A 6,110-nucleotide genomic window follows, 5' to 3' on the forward strand; every position below is an offset into this window, starting at 1 on the left:
GCCAACGCGCCGACCGACGAACTGACCGACCGCTCGCAGGCTCTGGGCCGGCCCGAGCGAACTGTCGCAAGGACCCCTCCCTCGTCCACCGCGCGGTGCACGCCATCCGTGACGCCGGCGTTCTGACCCGTCCGTTCGCTTCCGGCGGCCTGCAGATCTCACCGGCCCTGTGCGTCACCGACACAGAACTCGAGCAGCTGGCAGAGGGAGTCCGCAAGGGACTCGCCAGTCTGCTGTGACCACCACCGCATCCCCAAGAAAGGCGCCAACATGGGCACCCCCCTGCCTCCCCAGCCCCGGGTCCGCCTCGACCAGGTGGTTGGACAGACCGACTTCACCCAGGTCCCCCGCTTCGCGGGACCCACCACCTTCGCCTCGCTGCCGCGCCCCCACGAGACCGGCGATCTCGACGTGGCCGTCGTCGGTGTCCCCTTCGACGCCGGTGTCAGCTACCGGCCCGGTGCCCGATTCGGCCCCCAGCACATCCGTATCGCCTCCCGCCTGCTGCGCCCCTACAACCCCGAGGCCGACGCCTGGCCCTTCCTCGGCCAGCAGGTCGTCGACCTCGGCGACATCACCGCCCACCCCTACGACATCCCCGCCGCCATCACCTCCATCGAGCAGGGTGCCCGCAGCGTCCTGGAACGCGCGGACAAGGTGCTCGTCCTCGGCGGCGACCACACCATCGCCCTGCCGGTGCTGCGCGCGCTGCACGCCCGGCACGGGCCGATATCCGTCCTGCACTTCGACGCGCACCTCGACACCTGGGACACCTACTTCAACACCCCCTACCTGCACGGCACGCCCTTCCGCCGCGCCGGCGAGGAGGGGCTGCTGGACCGCGAAGGATGCATGCACGTCGGCATTCGCGGCGGCTTGTACGGGCCCGGCGACATGGACCATGACCGTGCACTCGGCTTCGCACCCGTGCGCTGCGAAGAGATCGAGGACATCGGCGTGCGCGGCACCGTCGAACGCATGCGTGCCCGACTCGGCGAACGCCCCGTCTACGTCTCGGTCGACATCGACGTTCTCGACCCGGCCTTCGCGCCGGGCACCGGCACACCCGAGTCCGGCGGACTCACGGCCCGCGAACTGCTCATGCTGCTGCGCGCCACCAGCGGTCTGAACGTGGTCGGTGCGGACATCGTCGAGGTCGCCCCCGCGTACGACCACGCAGAGATCACCGGTGTCGCCGCGGCCCATGTCGGCTACGAGCTGCTGTCCGCCTGGGCACCGAAGATCGACCCGTCGCGAGCTCCGGGCAGCACGCGCGGGGCGTGACGGCCTCGCTGCCCCTACATGCGGCGCGGTGTTCACTCGAATCATCAATTGCTCTGGATTTTTTCAGAGAGTGAACTCTTGACAAGCTTTTGATGCCAATGTCACCGTCGTCGCTAGCGTTGGCGTCATCCGCACATCTTTTCCAGGAGTCGTCATGACCGTACTGCCCGGAGGCCCGGCCGTTCCTCAGGAACGCCGCATCCTCACCGCGATTCCCGGCCCCAGGTCGCAGGAACTGATGACGCGCAAGAAGAGCGTTGTCGCGGACGCCATCGCCACGGTCCTACCGGTTTTCGCGGCGCGTGCGGGGGGCGGGATCGTCGAAGACGTCGACGGCAACCGGCTGATCGACCTCGGCTCAGGTCTCGGGGTCACGGTGGTCGGCAACGCTGCGGAAGCGGTGGTACGCCGCCTCTCCGACCAGGCGGCACAGTTCACGCACACCGCCTTCAGCGTCACTCCGTACGAAGGCTATGTGCAGGTCTGCGAGGCACTCGCAGACCTCACGCCGGGTGACCACGCCAAGAAGTCCGCGCTGTTCAACAGCGGTGCCGAGGCCGTGGAGAACGCCGTGAAGGCCGCCCGCGTGTACACCGGGAGGCAGGCCGTGGTCGTGTTCGACCACGGGTACCACGGCCGGACGAACCTGACGATGGCGCTGACGGCGAAGAACATGCCTTTCAAGCACGGCTTCGGCCCGTTCGCACCCGAGGTCTACCGGGTGCCCTTGGCATACGGGTACCGCTGGCCGACCGGTCCGGAGAACGCCGGTCCCGAGGCCGCCGCGCAGGCCATCGACCAGATCACCAGGCAGGTCGGCCCCCGGAACGTCGCCGCGATCATCATCGAGCCGCTGCTCGGTGAGGGCGGCGTGATCGAGCCGGCGAAGGGCTTCCTGCCCGCACTGAGCAGGTTCGCCGCGGACAACGGCATCGTCTTCGTCGCCGACGAGATCCAGTCCGGCTTCTGCCGCACCGGGCAGTGGTTCGCCTGCGAGGACGAGGGCATCGTCCCGGACCTGATCACCACGGCGAAGGGCATCGCGGGCGGCCTCCCGCTCGCCGCCGTCACCGGACGCGCCGAGATCATGGACGCCGCGCACGCGGGCGGCCTGGGCGGCACGTACGGCGGCAACCCGATCGCCTGTGCGGCTGCACTCGGTGCGATCGAGACGATGAAGGAGATGGACCTCAACGCCAGGGCGAAGAACATTGAGGCGATCATGAAACCCCGCCTCACCGCCATGGCAGAGAGGTTCGACGTCATCGGTGACGTTCGCGGTCGCGGCGCCATGATCGCCATCGAGCTGGTCAAGGACCGTGCGACCAAGGAGCCGAATCCGGAGGCGGCGGCAGCTCTGGCGGCTGCTTGCCACCAGCAGGGTGCCCTGGTCCTGGTGACCGGCACCTACGGCAACGTCATCCGCTTCCTCCCCCCGCTCGTCATCGGCGAGGACCTCCTCAACGAGGGCCTCGACATCCTCCACGAGGCTCTGGAAGCCCGTCAGTAAAGACCCCCCTCAGGCAACTCGCGGATCCCCGACACCCCCCGCTGGAGGTACATGATGTGTAGAGCAGGCAGCACTTCGTCCCTTAGGGGGACGCCATGACGACCGAGCAGCTGACGCCGCCGGATGCGGTCTCGGGCGGACTCAAGAAGGAGTTCACCCTCCGTAGTGCCTTCACGATCGCCTTTGTCTTCATCTCCCCGATCGTGGCGCTCTACGGAGTCTTCGCCCTGGTCGTGACCTCCGCCGGGCCTGCCGGCTGGTGGGCCTTCCTGATCGTTCTCGTCGGGCAGCTTCTTGTGGCCGGTGTCTTCGCGCAACTCGCCTCGAAGTGGCCGTTCGAGGGCAGTGTGTACCAGTGGTCACGCCGCCTGGCCGGGGAGCACTACGGCTGGTTCGCCGGCTGGGCGTACATGTGGTCGCTGATGGTCGCCGTCGCCGGGGGTGCCTACTACGTGGCCACCTTCCTGCCGATCATTCTCGGTACGCAGCCCTTCGGGAGCACGACGAAGGTCCTGGTCGCGATTGCTGTGACGCTGGTGGTGACCGCCCTCAACGCGGCAGGGCCGAAGGCCGTCAAGACCTTCGCCGTACTCAGCCTGACGGCTGAGGTGGTCGGCAGCATCGTGCTCGGAAGCATCCTGCTGATCGGGCACCGCAACCAGCCGTTGAGCGTCATCTTCGACACCGCCGGAACGGGCGGCGGAGACTGGCTCTGGACGGGTCTGTTCGCGGCGGTGGGCTTCGTCGGCTGGGCGTTCGTGGGCTTCGAGAGCGCCGGCGCCATCGCGGAGGAGGTGGTCGACGCCGAGCGGAACGTCCCGAAGGCCATGGTGGCGTCGCTGCTGGCGATCGGTGCCGTCGTGCTCTTCTCGGGGCTCGCTCTCATTCTGGCCATACCGGACATGAAGGCCGTCGTCTCGGGTGCAATGCTCGACCCCACCGCCGAGACGGCTCAGGCCGCGCTGGGCAATAGCGTCACCAAGCCCCTGTTCATCCTGATCGTGATCGGGTTCCTCGCGAGCATGATGGCCGCGCAGACCAGTGCGTCGCGCATCATCTGGTCCTTCGCACGCGACGACGTGCTGCCTGCTTCGGGCCGCCTCTCCAAGCTCGCCGGGCGCCACCAGTACCCCCTGGCCGCCGTTGTCACGGCCGGCACGCTGTCCATGATCGTGCTCTGCGCCGGCTTCTCGGCGAAGTTCTACAACACCCTCGTGAGTTTCTCGACCGGCGGCTTCTTCGTCGCCTTCGCGATGCCCGTCGTGGCGGTCCTCGTCTACCGACTGCGCGGACGTTGGACACCTGGGCGCGTCACTCTGGGGCGATGGGGCTACCCCATCACGGTCGTGGCGGCGCTCTGGCTGGTCTTCGAGCTGGTCAACATCGTCTGGCCCAGGTCGCCCCAGCTGCCCTGGTACGAGAACTACGCCGTGCTCCTGGCCATGGCTTTCGTGGCCCTCCTCGGTTTCACCCTGTGGTTCAAGGTCCGGGCCAAGGTGGCGCGCCTCGCCGACCCACCGTCGGCGGCCCCGCCGGTGCCTGCTGCGGATGGCGCATGAGCACCTCGCGATTACCGCTCGCAAGGACTCCAGGACCTGGGTGTGCTGCCTGTCGCAGGCGACACACCCACGTCGGCTCCCACGGGGACCAGCGAACTCACAGGGCCGTCCAGGTATAGGGCAGCTTGTGTATGTCGATGTAGCCGAACGTCTCCGTCGAGGTGATGCCGGTGATCTGGCGGAGCACCGTGCCGGTCAGGTGGTACAGATCCGCCCGACTCGCGCAGCTGACCTCCAGCAGCAGGTCGTACGGCCCGGTGGTCGCCGCTACCACTTCCACCTCGTCGATCTCTCGTAGGGCGTGCACGACCTCGGGGATCGGCCCCTGCACCCGCAGTCCCACCCCTGCCTGTACCCGCCGACCGTACAGAAGCTGGTTGGTGATGGTCACGATCCTGACCACGTCCCGTTCAAGGAGGCGTAGCACCCGGCGGCGGGCGCTTGCGTACGGCACGCCCGACTGCTCCGCCAACTCCTTGAACGAGGCCCGGCCGTCCCGCTGGAGAACAGCGATCAGGGCACGGTCGGAATCATCGAACTCCTCCCTCGCGCCCGCGCCTGTAGCGGTGCCGGGACGCCCCCCACCGAGGAGGAGCTGCTGGGAGCCTTCTGTCGCGTACTTCTCCACCGACAGGTATTGCATGGCAAGACAGGTGAGTACTCCCGGAATGCCACGCACCGACTCGTCGAGGACCCGGAGCAGTTCTCGGTCGTCCCGGCACACGAGTTCGACGATGATGTCGAACATCCCGGTCGTCTGCACGACAAGGTCGGCCTCGGGGATCTCTGCCAGTGCTCGGGCCACTGGGAGTACTGGCCCTCGCACCGTGATTCCCACCAACGCAAAGCTGTCCAAGCCCACCGTGGTGGGGGAGACGCTGCCGATCACGTGAATCACATCGTCGGCGATCAGGCGCTTCAGCCGTTCACGTACCGCGTCGCCCGACAGTTCGACCCGAGCGCCGAGGTCCGCGTACCCCGCTCGCCCGTCTGCGATGAGAAGTTTGACGAGCTGCTGATCGACAGCATCGAGCAGCCCTCCAGGAGCCTCCCTGCCCCTCGATGACCTACCTGCGGACTGGCTTGACGTTTCCAAAATGTGGTCCCCCTCAGGTGGCGCTACGATTTCATATCGTACCTCCGCAACCCGTGAAGTTTGCATTACTGGACCATCTGCAAGAGATGCTCGCAGTTCCGCGCGGCCGACTCGGTCTTTGGGTCGCGTCTGCCCGCTCCGCCTGGGGCGGAGGCGGACGTGGCATGCCCTCGGCTCCCCGGCCGCGCTCACGCACCCTCAAGGTTTCCCTGGGTCGGCCCGTCAGAGCTCGAACTACCTCGACGATCAGCCCGCGTTCCCGGATGAGCCGGAGACGGACTGGTGCGCCGCCCTACCGGATGGCGTTGGTGACCAGTTCTCTGACAACGAGTTCGACGACGAAGACCGTTTCGTCATCCGTATTTCACTAGGCGAGCTGTCGCCGGCCTGCGACCGGGCACGGGCGACTTCTCCAGGCTTGGCAGGGACGTTCCGCGTCGCCGCAAGTTGGGGCCATGTGCCGTGCCGGCCCTCCTCGGCCTGTGGGGGCGATGTACACGGAGTGCTGGCCGCGTTGTCCTCGGCAATGCCTGGTACCCCTTCGGGCCGGCGCGGGGTATGCCCTGGGGGAGGTGAATCCGCTGCTCGCGCGTCCAAGGCCATTGTCGAGCTGGAGCGATCGCCTTGGAAGCCTGCTCGACTTGGCCACCGGGGACGTGTT

At 67.4% G+C, this 6,110-nt stretch carries 4 protein-coding genes; 3 read left to right on the plus strand and 1 reads right to left on the minus strand.

Annotation, left to right across the window (positions count from 1 at the left end):
* Positions 1 to 270: 270 nt before the first annotated feature.
* The 3 genes from speB (at position 271) to AQJ46_RS11710 (ending at position 4,353) form a co-directional block, all read left to right on the plus strand.
* Positions 271 to 1,284 (plus strand): agmatinase, encoded by a 1,014-nt coding sequence (speB, locus tag AQJ46_RS11700; protein ID WP_059205488.1) that lies wholly within the window; start codon positions 271 to 273, stop codon positions 1,282 to 1,284.
* A gap of 154 nt (positions 1,285 to 1,438) precedes the next feature.
* On the plus strand, positions 1,439 to 2,794 hold the full coding sequence (gene gabT / locus AQJ46_RS11705) for a 4-aminobutyrate--2-oxoglutarate transaminase (RefSeq protein ID WP_059205489.1): 1,356 nt from the start codon (positions 1,439 to 1,441) through the stop codon (positions 2,792 to 2,794).
* Between the two features lie 95 nt (positions 2,795 to 2,889).
* Positions 2,890 to 4,353, plus strand: a complete 1,464-nt coding sequence (locus tag AQJ46_RS11710; protein WP_059205490.1) for an APC family permease — start codon at positions 2,890 to 2,892, stop codon at positions 4,351 to 4,353.
* 97 nt (positions 4,354 to 4,450) lie between these two features.
* Here the strand turns inward: AQJ46_RS11710 and AQJ46_RS11715 are convergent, their stop codons facing one another.
* Entirely contained in the window at positions 4,451 to 5,515 is a 1,065-nt protein-coding gene (locus tag AQJ46_RS11715; protein WP_079072219.1) for an Lrp/AsnC family transcriptional regulator, read from the minus strand.
* Positions 5,516 to 6,110 lie beyond the last annotated feature (595 nt).

This window comes from Streptomyces canus (genome assembly GCF_001514145.1).
GTDB classification, from domain to species: Bacteria; Actinomycetota; Actinomycetes; order Streptomycetales; family Streptomycetaceae; genus Streptomyces; species Streptomyces canus.